At 46.0% G+C, this 15,936-nt stretch carries 10 protein-coding genes; 5 read left to right on the top strand and 5 right to left on the bottom strand.

Annotated elements, in window-relative coordinates; genetic code table 11:
• Positions 1–285: 285 nt before the first annotated feature.
• Positions 286–525 carry a hypothetical protein gene (locus GJS45_RS05985; protein WP_162340568.1) on the top strand — a complete coding sequence of 80 codons (240 nt, stop codon included), beginning with the start codon at positions 286–288 and terminating at the stop codon, positions 523–525.
• Between the two features lie 333 nt (positions 526–858).
• Here GJS45_RS05985 and GJS45_RS24070 read toward each other — a convergent pair whose 3' ends face one another.
• On the bottom strand, positions 859–1,008 hold the full coding sequence (locus GJS45_RS24070) for a GNAT family N-acetyltransferase (protein ID WP_394366576.1): 150 nt from the start codon (positions 1,006–1,008) through the stop codon (positions 859–861).
• Between the two features lie 999 nt (positions 1,009–2,007).
• Entirely contained in the window at positions 2,008–3,144 is a 1,137-nt protein-coding gene (locus tag GJS45_RS05980) for a DUF4221 family protein (protein WP_162340567.1), read from the bottom strand.
• A gap of 403 nt (positions 3,145–3,547) precedes the next feature.
• On the opposite strand from GJS45_RS05980, the gene GJS45_RS05975 reads away from it, so the two are divergent.
• The gene (locus GJS45_RS05975) at positions 3,548–7,045 is read left to right on the top strand and encodes a VCBS repeat-containing protein (RefSeq protein WP_162340566.1); all 3,498 of its coding nucleotides are present in this window, start codon (positions 3,548–3,550) and stop codon (positions 7,043–7,045) included.
• Here the strand turns inward: GJS45_RS05975 and GJS45_RS05970 are convergent.
• From GJS45_RS05970 to GJS45_RS05960, 3 genes are read right to left on the bottom strand one after another with little or no spacing between them, the layout of a single operon-like run.
• On the bottom strand, positions 7,024–7,425 hold the full coding sequence (locus tag GJS45_RS05970; protein WP_235954633.1) for a glycoside hydrolase family 25 domain-containing protein: 402 nt from the start codon (positions 7,423–7,425) through the stop codon (positions 7,024–7,026). The genes GJS45_RS05975 and GJS45_RS05970 overlap by 22 nt on opposite strands.
• Positions 7,425–8,858, bottom strand: coding sequence for a RagB/SusD family nutrient uptake outer membrane protein (locus GJS45_RS05965; RefSeq protein WP_162340565.1), 1,434 nt, complete (start codon positions 8,856–8,858; stop codon positions 7,425–7,427). The genes GJS45_RS05970 and GJS45_RS05965 overlap by 1 nt, the downstream gene beginning before the upstream one ends.
• Before the next feature lie 8 nt (positions 8,859–8,866).
• The gene (locus tag GJS45_RS05960; RefSeq protein WP_162340564.1) at positions 8,867–11,968 is read right to left on the bottom strand and encodes a SusC/RagA family TonB-linked outer membrane protein; all 3,102 of its coding nucleotides are present in this window, start codon (positions 11,966–11,968) and stop codon (positions 8,867–8,869) included.
• A gap of 625 nt (positions 11,969–12,593) precedes the next feature.
• Here GJS45_RS05960 and GJS45_RS05955 point away from each other — a divergent pair.
• The 3 genes from GJS45_RS05955 (at position 12,594) to GJS45_RS05945 (ending at position 15,617) form a co-directional block, all read left to right on the top strand.
• Positions 12,594–13,928: a sulfatase-like hydrolase/transferase gene (locus GJS45_RS05955; protein WP_162340563.1), complete on the top strand. Its 1,335-nt coding sequence runs from the start codon at positions 12,594–12,596 to the stop codon at positions 13,926–13,928.
• Positions 13,929–14,239: 311 nt separating this feature from the next.
• Entirely contained in the window at positions 14,240–14,920 is a 681-nt protein-coding gene (locus GJS45_RS05950) for a porin family protein (protein WP_162340562.1), read from the top strand.
• 451 nt (positions 14,921–15,371) lie between these two features.
• On the top strand, positions 15,372–15,617 hold the full coding sequence (locus GJS45_RS05945; protein ID WP_092176156.1) for a ribbon-helix-helix domain-containing protein: 246 nt from the start codon (positions 15,372–15,374) through the stop codon (positions 15,615–15,617).
• The last annotated feature ends 319 nt before the right edge of the window (positions 15,618–15,936 follow it).

Here is a 15,936-nt window from a genome sequence, read left to right as displayed (position 1 = left end):
CTGAGTCAGGCTCATACGCCCGGATCGAGCTGGATACCCCAGATCGAATCGTCTTTCTACCAGGAAATAATAATACTAAATTTTTCATTAAAAAGCCTTAAAAAGTAAGCAAAATCGTTTCGTGAAAAACGAACCGGAAGCCGGAAACGAAACCCAGCCAACAACCAACCACAAAAAGCCAATCCCCGAACCGCCATTTTCACAAAAATGAATCCCATCCTCTCCCATTCCCCTACCAAATCCAGTATCTTTAATCCTTAAATTGGCTCAATCACCCTGCGCTCCATGAAGCTACCTACTGCTACGGCATTGATGGTGCTGCTTTTTGGGTTTTCCTGCCAGGAATCCAGCCTGCTTTTGGAAATTCCTTCTTCCTACTCGGGAGTGGATTTCCAAAATACGCTGCTCGAAGACGAGTTTATGAAAATTGAGCAATTCTACAGCGGTGCCGGTGTGGCCGTTACTGACTCTATTTCAGATGGCCTGAACGGCCCGATATTTACCAATTTTTATTTCTTGCCTTGAACTCCAAAGAATATTTTCATCGCATATCTTACCCATTTAGCTTAATGTGCCAGGTTTATCCAAATGGTAAAAACGATGGAAATTCACTCCTAAACCATAACATAAGTCGACATATTCTAATGCATAAAAGCTAATCAAACGAGGATCAAAAACCAGCTACTTTTTCGTCCTCCAACAAGTAAAAAGTAATACAGGAGAAATCATTCCCCATATTTCCCACCACACCGTATGCGACCAAATGAAGTTTACCCTGAGCCTGTCAACGGGTTCAACACTGTATTCAGACTAGGTTGGTCCAGCCATCAGAATGCTTAGTTATTAGCAACAGGCTTTTTATTCAAAGTGTATTTTCATTCCTTCATGAGTTGCTTTAAACCCTAAGTCCTCATAGAATTTAATCGCTTTCGGTCGTTTTTTGTCAGTCGTTAATTGTAGTAAATGAGCATTCCGTTCTTTTGCTCTATTTATAGCCCATTTAAGCATTGCTATTTGGTAACGATACCTGTTGGCTATCCCGGTAGAGACAATCGATTCCCAGGTTTTGGTTTTTTCTGGGAAAAGTATCCTAACCAGGTCTTTCACGCCAAGACCACCGTGAAGGCGCGGCAAACACAGCACCGTTCGTTCCTTTTTTTTAACATTCAGTGGAAAGTAAACCTATAGACAGCAGCTAAACTCATAAAGGGTAGTTTCTGAGTCCCGGAAGGGACCTCCTAACCGCTATGGCGCAGTTCCGAGATGCTCGCACGCACTTTATACATGCAAGCGCGGACTAAAAACTGACACGCGTCGACCAAAAACTGACAGGCTTGAATAAAATTTATTCAACGTTGCGGTTCGGAAGTCGGCTTTTGAATCTCAAAACCGGAAATTTTCGCTAAAAAATGACAGGCATTTGGTTCAAAAACAAAAAAGCCTGACATTTTTACCGAAAATTTTTGCTGGATGGCGAAAAATGGGTACTTCTGAGCTCCAACCATCGAGTTCGGAACTCGGCGTGTCAGTTTATTTTATTCAACGTTTCGATTTTTAGGTGAATCGTTGTCAGTTTTTGCCGGGCTGTTGCACCTTTTAGATGGATCGTTTCGCCTAAAAGGTGCTCCGTTAACTAAAATAGGTTGACGGGTGAATGGTAGAGGCAGAACGTTGCGTTTCCGAATCGAAACGTTGCTGCTCAGTACCAGTGCATCGGGGTTCGGAAGGGGTATACCACAGTTAGGAAGTACCCGTATTCTACAAAAAAGGGGTTCAAAAGAAAGGCTATCGAACATATTCCGCCCTTTCAGGACTTAATTATTCGATGGACTCTTGGCACGAAACGTATCCTAAAATTGCAACTTTTTAACAGTCCCTAAACCAAAACCACTTCAATGCGAATGCGGCTTTAACCAAAATGGTGGAATTAGAAGTGTTTCCAGGTCTTCGAAATTGAACTCAAGAAAAAATAAATCCATTTCTTTTGTGTGTTTTTTCATAAAAACCTCAAAAGTTTAAGGTGTACTCTATAAAGGCGGGGTTCTCATCTACCACCCATTCCACATATAACTTGTTTCCTTTCGTAAATCCACCGGTAGGCATAAAATCCAGTCCCTCTACCACGGTTTCTCCAATGAGATTAAATTCTTCGTCGTAAGCAAAGAGGTAAACATCTGCTGTGTACTTTTTCAATGCTTCATTTAATTCCCTATTCATTCGGCCCATCCTGAAATATATCTGATTGCCATCATCCCAGAAAAATTGCGAAAAGCTGATCTGCCTGTAAATTCCATTTGTCACCTCTCTAAGTCGTTCATTCGAATCAACCTCGGATGGAAATTCTCCTGTTTTTGCTTTTGGAACTAGCTGATGTGGAAAGGTCAGCAGCTGTAATGAGTCATTCTTTAAGTCTAAAATATAGGTGTCGGAAGTCGCTCCGCTATCGATAATCACTAGTCCATTGACCAACTTGGCCCGCTGACTTTCGCCAAGGGATGCTCCTCCATTACCTCGCCTGGTTAGCACTCGGAAATTTTTAGTAATTTCCAGTGCCGGAAGAGATTGGAATTTCCCACGCATATCTTCTATATCCAGGATCGCGAGTCCTTCTGCCGTTCCCAGAATTTGATTAGGTAGAGTTAGTACTTTATTCTGATCTGGGCTGACTACAATGGAATTTCCCAAAGAGAAAGGGAAGTCAGGACCTAATCCAGCATAATCCTCAGGTTTTAGCGAAATAGACTTTACTTTTTCCCCACTCTTTTTGAATATTCCGGCCTGTACGGAGCTTGCAAAAAACAACTCCGTCTCGCTTAGATTCTGCATGTAGTTCAAATATATGGGAATCATATTCGGCCCGTCTTTTTCGAATTTGTGGCGCTTCAATAGTTTGATAGCATTGAGATCGATCTCGTGGACTTCTAGCTCAGGCTCAAAGTAGGTAAACAACCGGTCGCCATCCCCACTTAATTCAAACATGTCATATGCTCCCGGCATGAAAATTTCCTCTCCTACGTCCACTATAAGCGTATCAACGGAAAAGGAAAAATTTTCCAGAATATTTTCAGATTCTGCTTTTTCAGATTCTCTGGCACTACAGGAAGCAAGCAAGGCTAAAGATGAAAGTAGAAGTAGTTTTTTCATAAATTATTAATAATTAAAAGTGAATATGGCGAAGCCCAATTCGTCTTCAATATTGACATAAGTCCACAGTTTGCCTTCTTTGAAGAAATAGAACTCGGTACTGTTTTTAATTCAGCCTGTTTACCGAGGTTTGTCATTTAGTTAGTTGTTCAGCATGAGGCACAACAGTTGGATTGACCTGATAAAATCATTGCGCTGTCAGGGTTTAATGATACTAAATATTTCATTAAAAAGCCCGAGAAACAGACAAAATCACTTCGCAAAAATGAACAGGTAGCCGTCACACGAAACCTGGCCAACCGCCAAACTGCCATTTTCACAAAAAATTAACCCCCTCGCTTCCCATTCCCCTGCCAAATCCAGTATCTTTAATCCTTAAATTGGCTCAATCACCCTGCGCTCCATGAAGCTACCTACTGTACGTTCGTTTCCGGCAATGATGGCCCTGCTTTTGGGGTTTTCTTGCCAGGAACCCAGCCTGCTTTCGGAAATTCCTTCCTCCCAATCCGGGATTGACTTTCAAAATACGCTGCTCGAAGACGAGTTTATGAACATCCTTACCTTTGAGTATTTCTACAATGGTGCCGGAGTGGCCGTAGCGGATTTCAATGCGGACGGCCTGGACGATCTGTTCTTTACCTCTAACATGGGAAACTCGGAGATCTATATCAATACCGGGGATTTTACCTTTGAAAATAGCACGGCAAGGTCCGGAATAGCTACCCAGGGAAAATGGGCCACCGGAGTCAGCATTATTGACATCAACCAGGATGGCCTGCGGGACATCTATATTTGTTTCTCGGGACCCTATGGCCCCCCCCAACGCGCCAACGAATTGTACATCAATCAGGGTGACCTGACTTTTACCGAAATGGCGGAAAGCTATGGACTGGCGGACCGGGGATTCAGCACGCAAGCGGCCTTTTTTGACTTCGACCGGGACGGGGACCTGGACCTGTACCTGCTCAACAATATGACCGATGAAACGGGTCCCAATATCATTCGGCCCAAGCGCATCCATGGGGAAATGCTGAATACCGACAAGCTGTACCGAAATAATGGCAATCAAACCTTTACCGACATTTCCACCGAGGCAGGCATTACCATCGAAGGCTACGGACTGGGAGTTTCCATCTCCGATATCAATCAGGATGGCTGGCCGGACATCTATGTCAGCAACGACTACCTGTCCAATGACCTGCTCTACCTCAACCAACAAGACGGTACCTTTGAAAACGTAGCGGGAAACGTCTTTCCCCATACCAGTTACTCTGCCATGGGCAACGACATCTCCGATTTTAATAACGATGGGCGGCCCGATATCATCAGTGTGGACATGTTGCCCCCCGACTCCTACCGGCAAAAATTAATGTTTGGAAAAACAGGTAACGACCGGTACCTATCCGAACTCAAAAGCGGGTATGAGCCCCAATTGATGCGCAACACGTTGCAGCTAAACCGTGGAAAAAGTCCGGAAAATCTACCGTTATTTTCAGACATCGCCTATATGGCCGGGGTAAGTGCTACCGACTGGAGCTGGGCACCGCTTTGGCTGGATCTGGACAATGATGGCTGGAAAGACCTACTGATTACCAACGGATATCCCAGAGATATCACCAACCGGGATTTTGTGGATTACCGCTCCGGATTTTCACGACTCAATAGCAGGCAGGTGAGTGAAGCACTGCAAAACCTGGAGGGGGCGCACATCCGCAATTTTGTATTCCAAAACCAACAGGACCTCACCTTTAAAGAGGTCAGTAAAGAATGGGGCATGGACCTCCCCTCCTACTCCAGCGGTGCGGCCTTTTCCGATCTGGACGGCGATGGCGCACTGGATTTGATCATCACCAATACCTATGCAAGCGCATCGGTCTATAAGAACAACACCCGGAAGCAAGGGGCACACTACCTGCAAATCAAGCTGCAGGGAAAGCTTCCCAACCTGCAGGCCATCGGTGCCAGGGTATATGTATGGACGGATTCCGTTCAGCAATTTTACGAACACTACCTAAGCCGGGGCTATCAATCTTCGGTATCCGAAACAATCCATTTTGGACTGGGAAATTCCGACCGAATCGATTCCCTGCTGGTGCTTTGGCCGGATGGGGAAAACAGCCGTTTCCGGGATATCTCAGCTGACCAAACCCTGGAAATAAATCAAAAACGTTCCGGGGAAAAGGTGGCCGGTAAAAAATCGGATGCCCCGGAAACCAGGGAAAAGCAGGTCCCGGACCTACCCCTTTTTACCCATGAAGAAAAATACTACGCTGATTTCAACCTTCAGCCCCTGTTGCCGCACAAACATTCCCAATTAGGGCCGGGGGCCGCTGTAGGCGACCTTAATGGAGACGGAAGGGAAGACCTGTTTTTCTCCGGAGCCCACGGACAGGCGGGGCAGTTATTTATCCAACACTCCGATGGCCTTTTTACGATCGAATCCCTTCCAAAGGAGGATGCCCTTTACGAAGATATGGGTGCCCTGTTTTTTGATGCGGACGGCGATGGCGACCAAGACCTGTATGTGGTTTCAGGAGGAAATGAATTCCCTCCCGAGTCTACTTATTATCAGGACCGCCTTTACCTAAATACAGGAGATGGAAACCTCGTCCTTTCAACGGACAGACTTCCTGAAAACCCGGTAAGCGGCTCCTGCGTGATTGCCGGGGATTTTGATAAAGACGGGGATATGGATTTATTTATTGGAGGAAGGTTAGCGCCCAATCAGTATCCGCTCCCGGGAACATCGCAGCTTTTAATGAATGAAAATGGTCAATTCACCAATGTGATCCAGGAAGTGGCTCCGGGATTGGATACGCTAGGAATGGTTACCGCCGCACTCTGGTCCGATTATAATAACGATGGCTGGCTGGACTTATGGGTAGTAGGCGAATGGATGGAAATTACCCTATTCGAAAACCAAAACGGTAAACTGATACTAAAAGAAAGCCTCCCCGGGCTGGAAGGCAGTTCCGGATGGTGGAATAGCATCATCGGAACCGACTTGAACCGGGACGGAAGGACGGATTATGTGCTGGGCAACCTGGGGTTGAACAGCCGGTACCGAACCCGAAAGAAAGCACCCCTTCAGATTCATTGGGCCGATTTTGATGCCAATGGCAGTATGGAAGCCATTATTTCGCATGTAAGGGATGGGAAGAGGGTTCCCGTGCACCCGCGGGACGATCTTTTCCAGCAGATTCCTTCCTTAAAAAAAACCTATCCAACCTACCATGACTATGCCTTGGCGGATATGGCATCCCTAATCGGAGCTACCGCTGAGAAAGCGCCTAAGCAGTTGTCCGTGGAGCAATTTGCATCGGTCATCTTGATGAATACCGATAGCGGATTCCAGATTAGTCCACTTCCAAATGAAGCCCAGCTTGCTCCCGTTTATGGAGTCTTGGCGGAGGATTTCAACGGAGACGGGCAAACGGATCTTTTTCTGACAGGCAACCATTTTGCCGGAGAAGCGATCAATGGTCCTTACGATGCCTCTTATGGCCTAATGCTGCATGGAAATGCTGACGGAACCGTAAAAGTACGGAAACAAAATCCCTGGGTCTCCGGAGATCAACGTGGATTAACCCATGCCACCTTGCAGCAAAGCGGGCAAACGCTGGCCCTGGCGTTGAAGAATAACCAGGCCTTGGAATGGCTGAACCTCTTTCCGGCTTCACCGGCGCATTTTTCTCCCCCCAGGGTAGAAAACACGGCATTTGTCATGCTTCATTACCGCTCCGGAAAAGTCCGAAAAAAAGAATTCTATTGGGGAGCCGGATACCTGACCCAGCAACCCAATAGAATCATTTTTGAAAAAGACTTGCTTCGAATTGACTACTTTGATTTGGATGGAAACCAGTTGGATTCCTATCCGATTCAATCTAATTTGGAGAAATAGCGTACTTCAAACCGGTTTTGATTGTTTCCTTTAAACAGCGGCTCCTTTTCTGCCCGTAGAACCAGTTGATTCCCGTCGACCAAAAGGATCTGGTAGGTGTTTATCAGCACGCCTTCCTCATCAAGATACCTTAGCTGCCCCTCTTTGATTTCGTACTCATTGGATAGGACGGAGTTCTGGGCAATCGTCCTGGTTTCTCCGGAAGGAAGAAATTCATACACCTCCTCCTGGTGCCAGTCTCCACTGCTAAAGCCAAACTGATTGTAATGGTAATAAGCGGAATCCAACTTCCATTTCCCCAGCAATTGTTGCTCCGTGCTGCGTTTACAGGCACTAAAGAGAACAGCGCAACCGATAAGGAAAAGTGCCATTTTCTGCATCAATATCCGGGATTTTGAGTTAAAACACCGTTACTAAGGTCAATTTCCCTTTGGGGAATGGCAAACAGATAGTGTTTGGGCCTTTCAAAATTTCTGGGCGGCTTCAAGGGGCCCAGGTCTTTTTGGTAAAGGGCCACAATGTCTACCAGGCCCGCTTTATCCCAGCGAATCAGGTCCTGATGCCGTTGATTTTCACCGGCCAGCTCCACCCTTCTTTCGTGAATCAGGTCTTCCATGGTGGCATTGGTCATCGGCGTTCTGCCGGATCGTTCCCTAACAGCATTGATCTCTGCGTCGCCATTTAGTCCGGATCGGATTTTTGCCTCCGCTACGATCAGATAGACATCTGCGGTCCGCAAAATGGGGCTATTGTGACTCATATTCAGACCACCTTGTGGCCGCCAGGAGCTGTATTTTCTGAAATGGTATCCCGTAGAGGACAAATCTTCTGTATAAGGGGTCACGCCTCTATCGCCACCTAAATCCACCATGTCTCCCGGCTGGTAAACGGTGTAATCCAGGCGGGGATCCCCCTCCTCAAATTCATCGATCAAGTCCTGCACCGGTTCGTGGAAATCCCAGCCACCCCAGGGTCTTGGAGTAGTGTAGATTACGTGTGTATTTTCCTGCCAGCCCTGTAAGCTTTGAATGGCAAAAAGCATCTCGGGATTATTCTGGGTTTCCACCCTGAAATTATCGGCAAAATCTGCTGCCAGAGGATAGGGGCCATTTAGAACCTGTTGCCCGTACTCAATGGCATTGGCAAAATCGTCCTGATATAAAGATAATTTTGCCAGCAAGCCTCTGGCAGATCCCTTATGAGGTCTACCCAAATCATCTGCATCGTGCGATTCCGGCAACAAATCTGCCGCGGCAAGCAAATCGGCGGATATTTGAGCCTGCATCTCTTCCATGCTGGCTCTTTCTTTGTTGTATTCATTTGCAAGGACATCCTCCTCTAGAATCAATGGAACTCCGCCATATATCACCAAAAAGCGCCAGTACATAAATCCTCTCAGAAAATGGGCTTCACCAAGAGTTCGATCTTTGAGATTCTGATCCATGGAAATGTCCGGCACATTGATCAGCACGGCATTGGCCCGGGATATTACCTCGTACTTGTGCCGCCAGCTGTAAAACAACTGGGGGTTTCCAGCATCAAAGGTAAACGACTCAATGGCCTGGTCTTCCCCATGATCTCCTGCCCGGAACTGATCGTCAGATGGGATGTCAAAGGTATGCTCGGCATGACCATAGAAATCCTCCACCACCAGGGGTTCGTACATGGCATTGGCCGCCGCCACGGCATCGTCGGCATTTCTCCAAAACTGAGATGAGGTAGACTGGCCATAAGGGACCGTTTCAAGAATATTATCCTCACAGGCCGCTAGCAGCGTGCAAGATAGCAATAGGTATAAAATTGAATTTTTCATGGCTTAACTTAAAATGTTATGGTGGTACCAATCGTCCAGCTTCGGGCTTGTGGATATTGAGCAAAATCTGCATTTAACTGTAGATTTCCGTCCGTGTATCCCAATTCAGGATCCATTCCGGTGTATCCCGTCAGAATAAAGACATTCTGGCCGGTTACATAAAACCTCGCCTTGGTCACCCCTACCCGAGAGGTAAGCATTTCAGGCAAGGTGTACCCTACTACCAGGTTCTTTAGCCGGAAGAAATCACCTTTTTCCAAAAACAGATCAGAAGTACGGTGATTGAGATTATCCCGCTTGGTCGTCATCCTGGGGATTTCGTTGCTACTTCCCTGCCCATTCCAACGATTGATGGTTTCGGCATACATATTAAACGGATAGGTGGGGTCGATGCCTTGCATCCGGTCGGCATTATAAATATCAAAACCGGCATTGCCCAAAAAGAACAAACTCAAATCAAAGTTACCGTATCCTAGTTCTGCGTTTAACCCATACACCACCTTGGGATGCGGATTTCCGATGACTTCCCGGTCTTGTTCGTCAATCAGCCCATCCCCGTTCAGGTCAATAAACCGAACGTCTCCCGGCTGTATCAATCCTTCGCTCCTTCTGGGGTCATTGGCAACGTTGGGATCGTTTTGAATGGATTCGGTGGTTTGATAAATACCATCTGCCCGCCATCCATAAAAGCTGGCAATCGGAAACCCTTCGTATGTCCGCGACAATTCCTGACTGGAGCGACCGTATAGGCGTGAACCGATAAAATTACCATCGGCCAGCTGGGTTACCTCATTTTTTATAAAAGAAGCGTTTCCACTGACGGAATAAAACAGCTTACCTTTATTTTCCCGAAACAACAATTCCATCTCCAATCCCTGGTTCCGTAGTTCCCCGATGTTTTGGTTCGGTATCTGAGCCGTGCCAATGCTACCAATGGTTGGAGGAGCAATCAACATGTCCTTGGTATCCTTAATGAAGTAATTAAAATTGGCCAACAACCGGTTTTCCAAAAAACCGATGTCCAGACCGAAGTTGGTCATCTGAGCAGATTCCCAAGTAATGTTCAGGTTCGGAATTCGGGTTTGTGCCGCGCCCACCGTTTGGTTACCCCCAAAGGAATACCTTCTTCCAGAGCTGATAAGGGCCAAATACTGCAAGCCCGGTACATTTTGATTCCCGAGACTTCCCCAGCCCCCGGTAAGCTTAAGATTGGAGATAAAACCCACATTTTGGAAAAAGGCTTCCTCCGAAATCCGCCAGCCCAGCGAAAAGGCGGGAAAATAACCCCATCGGTTCCCTGGTGCGAATTTCGATGATCCGTCACTTCTGAAAGTAGCCGTAACCAAATACCGTTCGTCGTAATCGTAAGCTACCCGTCCAAAATAAGAAGCCAGCGCATCGTACGATTTGCCGCCTCCGATGGAATTCAGGGTTTGCCCCACGTCTAAAAACCGCTGATCGAAGGACTCATCAATAAAATCCAGCTTACTGGCATTAAATCCATCCGAGTTGAAAGTTTGGGTGGTATACCCTCCTACAAAATTCACTTTGTGCAGATCGGCAAATACCCTGTCATAGGAAATAAAATATTCGGCCAGTAGGGAATAATACTCATTGTAGCTTCTCGACAAGCTATTGCGCGGACTTGCCCTGATCTGATCATTGACAATAATATTGAAATTATAGCCATCACTAATGGCGCCCTCCAAGCCAAGATTGGCACGGACTTTCAAGCCTTCCAGGATCTCATATTCCGCCTGAACATTGCCCAATAGTTTGTGGCTGGTGTTGTTATTATCTTGTGTTTCCTGCGTGAAAATGGGATTGTTGATATCCCCAAATTCTCCGGAGATCTGGGAGGAGCTATAGCTTCCATCTTCATTGCGAACCGGCAATCCCGGATGAAACCGGATGGCGCTCCATAAAACACCCGTTTGAGCGGACAAGGTATTGGGACTGACCTGGTTGATGGATACCAATTGCAGGTTTTGGCCAATTTTAAACCGATCGCTGATCTTGTGATCGGAGTTTAACCGAAAACTAAGCCGACGAAAGTTGGAATTGGTAATCATTCCCTTTTCTTCAAAAACCCCCCCCGATAACATAAAGGAAGAATTTTTATTCCCTCCGGTCAAAGTCAGGTCCATGTTTCGAGTGCTGCCCTGTCCCAGTAATTCTTCCTGCCAGTTGGTTTGTTGGGTTTGATAGGCGGGGTTTTCCCAGATGGGATTGATGGCCAGGCCGTCATTGGTGTAGCGTTCCCGCTTTAAAAGTGCCAGATCCGGTGCTTCCAGTACATCAATGGTTTTGATGGCATTGGAAACCCCTGTGTATCCGTTCAATTCAAATTTCAAGGGTTGGTCAAAATCTCCCCTTTTCGTGGTTACAATCACCACGCCATTGGCCGCACGGGTTCCATAAATGGCAGACGCCGAGGCATCCTTGAGCACCTCAATGGATTCGATGTTGTTGGGATTCACATCGTTTAAATTTCCTCCTGGTACACCATCTATGATTATCAGCGGATCTGCGTTGTTGAGGGTACCAGTTCCCCTGATCCGTATGGAGCCCTGATTGCCGGGGGCACCTCCATTTCGAACCACATTGACACCGGCGGCCCTTCCCTGTAAGGCCTGAGCCGCACCTGAGACGGGCAAGTTTTGGATATCGCCGCCTTTGATGGAGGATACCGCACCGGTCACATCCCGCTTTTCCTGCGTTCCATAGCCCACTACCAAAACCTCATTCAAGGAGGTTTCATCAGCGATCATCTGAATGGTAAACTCCGTCCGGTTACCCACCTCTATGGTCTGGGTGGTATAGCCAATAAAAGACACCACGATACTTGCCTGATCGGGAACGGTAAGGGAAAATTTCCCGTCAATATCGGAAACCGTCCCGGTATTGCTTCCGGCTACGGTTATCGTAGCCCCGGGCATGGGTTGCCCATTCTCGTCCAAAATGGTGCCCTGAATGGTCAGGTCCCAAACGTTTTCGGGGATTTCATTCGCCTGCGAAGTTCCGGGAAGGCAGAACGCCAACAGGGCCAGGAACTGAACAGCAAACAGGAAATTTCTCGTCCCCCGTTTAATTGGTAATTTTTCGTTCATGAAAGTTTTAAAATTTAGTAGTAAAATAGTTTGAATCTTGGATCTATTTAATAATTAGATCCCGGTTTAATAGGGTAATATTCTAGTACAAAGCCAGGTTTTGATTTGGGTCAATGCCTTCGGTCCTTGCAACACGGCAGTTGGTTTTGCTTGCCTGTTTTGGGGAGTAAATCTCTATTTCTCTAAAAAAAGTTTTATGGCACCTATAGGTACTGAAACAAATGCTATTTCAAGTTCCATATCAGCGAAAAACCACTCTTCATAAAACTTTTTTACACACTGTTAAATCAACTATTAAATTTTGAAAAAAATAGTGATTTATTCAAATGAATATTGAAATTTAATAGTTAATTAATTAAAAATTTTTTTCTTGACAATTATTTAAAGTAAATCGCTAGGACGATAATTTCATTTACCAATTCCGGTGAGGTCTTAAAGATAAATCCCGGTAGCCCTTTCTTTGCCCGGCTTTTCTACCCAAAAACTGCCTTTCTTGATAATAATGCCTGCTTGTGTTTCATAGCCTCGGCTAATGGGAGTAAAACAACCAAAAACCCTTACCGATACGGGCGAACTTTATATGAAATTTTCTTACTTTGTATCAAACGAAAAGCAATTTCCCAAAATGAAAAACCTATACGCCGTATTACCTTTCCTTCTCTATTTACTCGTCACCCCCTCCACCGCACAAACCGAACAGAAGCCAAACATCCTTGTGATCGTTCCGGACGACCTGGGTTGGTCGGATGTGGGATACCAGGGTTCGGAAATTCTCACGCCAAACATTGATCGCCTGGCCCGGAATGGGAAAATTCTGGAGCAGTTTTACGTGATGCCCACCTGCACCCCGACCCGGGTCAGCCTGATGACGGGAAAGTTCCCCAGCAGGTTTGGGGTTTTGGCACCGGCATATGGGGAGGTGATCGATTTGGGTACACCGACACTCCCTTCCTTGCTACGGGATGCAGGCTATTTTACCGCCATTGTAGGAAAATGGCACCTGGGTTCTCCTCCCTACACCCCGTTGAAGTACGGGTTTGATCAATCCTATGGCTATTTTGACGGACAGATAGACCCTTACACCCATGAATACAAAACAGAAACCGAGCTAACCGATAGAAGATCCTGGCATAGAAACGATCAATACCTGGACGAGCAGGGGCACGTGACGGATCTACTTACTGCCGAGGCCATCCGGATAATCGAGGAACAGCGGGAAAAACCCTTTTTTCTGTATCTGGCCCATCATGTACCACATTATCCGCTGGAGGAAACGGAAGCCTACCTTTCCCTGTATGATGACAAACCGCAGATGCACCCCTCCAGAAAGTTATTTGCCGCCAGTGTTTCCCATCTGGATGAGGGCATTGGCAAAATTCTGAAAACCTTGGAGGAAACCGGTCAGCGAGAAAACACGGTCATTTTGTTTCTGAGTGATAACGGCGGGCAAAAAAGCTGGCAAAGCACGGAGCACTACCGGGGAAAGTATGCAGACAAACCGCATTCAGTATTGGGCAATAACTATCCTCTTAGGGGCTGGAAAGGAGACCTTTATGAAGGAGGTATACGGGTTCCCGGAATCATCAACTGGCCGGGCAGGCTCGCTTCCGGGAAAATGTCCCTGCCTGTCCATATGGCTGACTGGCTTCCCAGCCTGTTGGAACTTGTAGGAATTCCGAATCCGGAAAGGCAGCGTATAGATGGGGAATCCATTTGGAAATACCTGCAAAACCCAGAGGCTAGCCCGCAACCGACCCGTTCCTTTTACTGGAAAATAAAGGGAGCTTCCGCCGTGCGGGAGGGAGATTGGAAACTCCTGGTTCGGCAAGATGGAAGTAAGGAACTGTATGACCTAAAAGCCGATTTCAGAGAAACCCGGGACTTGTCCCGAGAGCATCCGGAAAAAGTCAAACACCTGATGGGGTTGTTGGAAAGCTACCGAAAAGACGACCGGGATTAATTTTTTATCGGATTAACAAATTTTACGCAATCCCCTGACTGCGCCGGAGGAATTTGTCCGCATTCGATTGGTCGGTATTCGGACACCTTGACTTTCCTCTGCCCGATTAGGTCAAGAAGAATGTCGTTTGGCAAAATACACATTTCAGGTAAATACATTGATCAAACTGGGGTTAAAAGCCGTTTTATACTTCAGGAATGCACAGCAAAAAAATATATAATATTATTATTTTTTATTGTAATATTTTAACAAAAATAAGTAGTAAATTTGTCTTGTTAATAAACCTTATAATTATTGTAACGGACAAAATCATGAACAATTTAGCATCAATTCGTATAGTTACCGCCGTATCCCTGGTCTTTTTGACCTTCCTGGCGGGCATCTCCGGCACTTTTGCCCAAAACAACAATCCAGGGCCTAAATTTGGCATCAAAGGAGGGCTTAACTTATCACAACTGTACGTGGATCAGCCCAACGTTCAAGACGAGAATATGAAGGCCGGTATTCATTTTGGGGTTTTTGGAAAAATACCTGTCAATAGCTTCGTCGCCGTACAGCCTGAAGTATTGTATACCAACATGGGTTCCAAAGTTTCTTATGGAGGTTCCGATTTCGAAAGCGTCTTTGGAATCGAGAGTGGAGAGATCCGGTTCAATCTTAATTACATACAGGTACCCATCGCTTTGGCGGTCAACCTGGGACCTTTGAATGTTCATGCAGGCCCCTACCTGAGCTATTTGCTTTCTGCGAATGTAAATAACTGGAAATCATCCGAAACCAGCCCCACCGAGGTTCGCGAATTAAACACGGATGACTTTAACCGGATAGACTACGGGCTGGTCGTCGGCGTTGGATTTGACATCAAGAATGTAAACGTGGGCGCCCGGTATAATTATGGCCTTAGGCAGGTCGGAAATGATGGCCTGGCTGGAAACCTGACTGACAACTCTAAAAATGGGGTAGGTCAAATCTACTTAGGTTTCGGTTTTTAAATCAAATTTATTTCCTTTTGGTAACCATGCTTTCTCTGAAGGCATGGTTTTTTTATTGCTTTTCTCAAGCCATCCGTCCTAGTTGCAGGACACCATTGTTGATGGGAAAAACGCTTAATATATTCTATTGGAGATGACAAGCTCCTAAATGCAACACCTTCAGCGATAAACCAGTTGTTTTCCTTTTCTGCTAAACATTTTGTAAATCTTTCCCTCGTGAGGTTTGTTGCTGGCCATTGCAATTGGCCTTTTGACGATTGCATCATTTACATTCGTTCTTGATAGAAGGGTGTCATGGATACTACAGCCAGCGGCTGGTCACAAAGAATGGAGCCCATGTATAGAAATCGCTCATTTAATGCGCATTTGCCGGCCATACCAATTTCTGGTCTTAATCGGAAAACTTGCTTATGCAGGTTAACCGGTGTATTTTTACACCAAAATTGACGTAATGGCTAGACAAACAATAACAGTAAATGAGCCAAATGACCGTTGGATGAAGGAAAAAATTCAAGACAACGAATATGCTAGTAAAAGCGAGCTGATCAATGACTTGATCCGAAGGCAAAGAGAACATGAAGAACAACGAAATTGGTTACGTGCTGAACTAATTAAGGGAGAGGAAAGCGGATATTCCTCAAAATCAATGTCAGAGGTGTTGGAGGAGGCCAAGAAGCGAGCTAAAAATCGGCAATGAAGTTCGTACTGACACGTCAGGCTGAAGAAGATCTTATAGAAATTTATTTCTATGGATTGATTGTATGACTCAAACTCCAGAAGCGTTTTTCTTACATGGCATGCAATTCCGATTTAACCCCTTCCGGACTATTGGATTACATCGATCAATTATCAAATCCTGTCGGATTGAAAGGAATCTTGACTCCGAATCAATTCCTTTTCATACCCGAAACCTTCGGTCCGTTTGTGGACCTTATGAGACATGGTCTATTCAGCGCCAGCTTTATTTTAACGATCATCTTTAGGGACAGGATGCAGCCGCTTCGACATGCTCCATT

Origin of the sequence: Cyclobacterium salsum (genome assembly GCF_010119245.1) — a bacterium.
Lineage (GTDB): Bacteria > Bacteroidota > Bacteroidia > Cytophagales > Cyclobacteriaceae > Cyclobacterium > Cyclobacterium salsum.
This window is presented reverse-complemented; position numbering and strand designations above follow the sequence as displayed.

Excerpts from the sequence above, each read along its gene's own strand:
- GJS45_RS05985 (WP_162340568.1), top strand. The coding sequence starts at position 286 with ATGAAGCTACCTACTGCTACGGCATTGATGGTGCTGCTTTTTGGGTTT.
- GJS45_RS24070 (WP_394366576.1), bottom strand. The coding sequence starts at position 1,008 with ATGCTTAAATGGGCTATAAATAGAGCAAAAGAACGGAATGCTCATTTA.
- GJS45_RS05980 (WP_162340567.1), bottom strand. The coding sequence starts at position 3,144 with ATGAAAAAACTACTTCTACTTTCATCTTTAGCCTTGCTTGCTTCCTGT.
- GJS45_RS05975 (WP_162340566.1), top strand. The coding sequence starts at position 3,548 with ATGAAGCTACCTACTGTACGTTCGTTTCCGGCAATGATGGCCCTGCTT.
- GJS45_RS05970 (WP_235954633.1), bottom strand. The coding sequence starts at position 7,425 with ATGCAGAAAATGGCACTTTTCCTTATCGGTTGCGCTGTTCTCTTTAGT.
- GJS45_RS05965 (WP_162340565.1), bottom strand. The coding sequence starts at position 8,858 with ATGAAAAATTCAATTTTATACCTATTGCTATCTTGCACGCTGCTAGCG.
- GJS45_RS05960 (WP_162340564.1), bottom strand. The coding sequence starts at position 11,968 with ATGAACGAAAAATTACCAATTAAACGGGGGACGAGAAATTTCCTGTTT.
- GJS45_RS05955 (WP_162340563.1), top strand. The coding sequence starts at position 12,594 with ATGAAAAACCTATACGCCGTATTACCTTTCCTTCTCTATTTACTCGTC.
- GJS45_RS05950 (WP_162340562.1), top strand. The coding sequence starts at position 14,240 with ATGAACAATTTAGCATCAATTCGTATAGTTACCGCCGTATCCCTGGTC.
- GJS45_RS05945 (WP_092176156.1), top strand. The coding sequence starts at position 15,372 with ATGGCTAGACAAACAATAACAGTAAATGAGCCAAATGACCGTTGGATG.